The organism is Pseudomonas meliae, from assembly GCF_001400515.1.
GTDB lineage: Bacteria > Pseudomonadota > Gammaproteobacteria > Pseudomonadales > Pseudomonadaceae > Aquipseudomonas > Aquipseudomonas amygdali.
This window is the reverse complement of sequence record NZ_LJQT01000029.1, coordinates 3,015-4,154: the sequence shown is the minus strand read 5'-3', so window position 1 is coordinate 4,154 and position 1,140 is coordinate 3,015. Positions and strand designations below refer to the sequence as shown.

Below are 1,140 nucleotides of genomic sequence, written 5' to 3'. Positions count from 1 at the left end.
TTGCTCGGAGCTTCCTTAAGGGGGCCGATCCATGGCTGATCGCCAAGGCCCTGACATCCGGAGCAACCGTAGTTACGCATGAGGTGCGTAATCTGGACGCAAAGCGAAAGTTCATCATCCCCAACCTGTGTGAGCAGCTCAACGTCCCTTACATGAACACGTTTGAGCTGTTACACCACCTCAATGCCAGGTTTGTACTTCCTTAACCCGGCGAAACACCACCACCTTCATCTGCCACGATATCCGGGTCATCCGAATAGACTTCCAGCCCATCGTCCTCGTAGGCCTCGTCATTTTCCGTACGCTTCTTCACTTCATCGCCTCTGGCAGAACCGACGCCGGGCTTGTTTGAGTTCATGGCGAGTACCGGGTCGGCTTCGCGGTCGTATTGGCCGAGTTCCGGGCTGGCGGGGTCTTCTTTGGGCACGCTGTTTGTGAGTATGTGATCGGTTGTCATGTCAGCCACCTTTTTCGTTTGCCAAAGAAAGTGGACGTGGCATCGGGCTGAGGGTTCGATTCAATCGATGAGCGTGGCTGCGCTCAGCCGCCAAACGATGCGTATTGCAAGGGCAGGCCGGTGGTGAACTTGATCTGTTCCATGGCGAAGCTGGAGCTTACGTCGCTGATCCCGGGGATGCTGATCAGTTGTTTGTACACCGCGTCGTACCCTGCGATGTCAGCCACGACGATGCGCAGCATGTAGTCGGTGTCGCCTGCCATGCGGTAGCACTCGACCACTTCAGGCAGTTCGCCGACGGCAGCGTGGAACTGTTCGAGCCAGGCGGCGTTGTGCTGGTTGGTGCGAATGGCTGCAAAGACGCTGACCGACACGTTCAGACGTTGCGGATTGAGCAGGGCAACCCGGCGGTCGATGATGCCGGCCTCTTCCAGCTTCTGGATGCGTCGCCAGCACGCGGTGCTGCCCAGGCCGATGCGCTCGGCGATGTCCGCCACCGAGCGAGTGCAGTCGGTTTGCAGAATGTCGAGAATTGCCCGGTCGAATTTGTCCATTAGCGGTTTCCTGCGTTAGTCGCTCTACACTTATCGTGAGGAACGATGGGTGTCTGACTCCAATTCTGCGCCTCACACAGCATGACTATCGTGCCAATGCTCCGCGTTGGCATGCATTTCGTGACGCTC

3 protein-coding genes are annotated in these 1,140 nt (G+C 57.5%); 1 reads left to right on the top strand and 2 read right to left on the bottom strand.

Annotated elements, in window-relative coordinates; all coding sequences use genetic code 11:
• A partial coding sequence (locus ALO64_RS01300; RefSeq protein WP_157058603.1) for a DUF4411 family protein occupies positions 1-206 on the top strand: 206 nt, incomplete at its 5' end.
• Here the strand turns inward: ALO64_RS01300 and ALO64_RS01295 are convergent.
• Together ALO64_RS01295 and ALO64_RS01290 are read right to left on the bottom strand one after the other, a co-directional pair.
• The gene (locus ALO64_RS01295) at positions 203-457 is read right to left on the bottom strand and encodes a hypothetical protein (protein ID WP_005731708.1); all 255 of its coding nucleotides are present in this window, start codon (positions 455-457) and stop codon (positions 203-205) included. The two genes, ALO64_RS01300 and ALO64_RS01295, sit on opposite strands and share 4 nt — an antisense overlap.
• Positions 458-540: 83 nt before the next feature.
• Positions 541-1,011: an Lrp/AsnC family transcriptional regulator gene (locus ALO64_RS01290; protein ID WP_002555835.1), complete on the bottom strand. Its 471-nt coding sequence runs from the start codon at positions 1,009-1,011 to the stop codon at positions 541-543.
• Between the last annotated feature and the right edge of the window lie 129 nt (positions 1,012-1,140).

Coding starts and splice junctions, on each gene's coding strand:
- ALO64_RS01295 (WP_005731708.1), bottom strand. CDS start 457: ATGACAACCGATCACATACTCACAAACAGCGTGCCCAAAGAAGACCCC.
- ALO64_RS01290 (WP_002555835.1), bottom strand. CDS start 1,011: ATGGACAAATTCGACCGGGCAATTCTCGACATTCTGCAAACCGACTGC.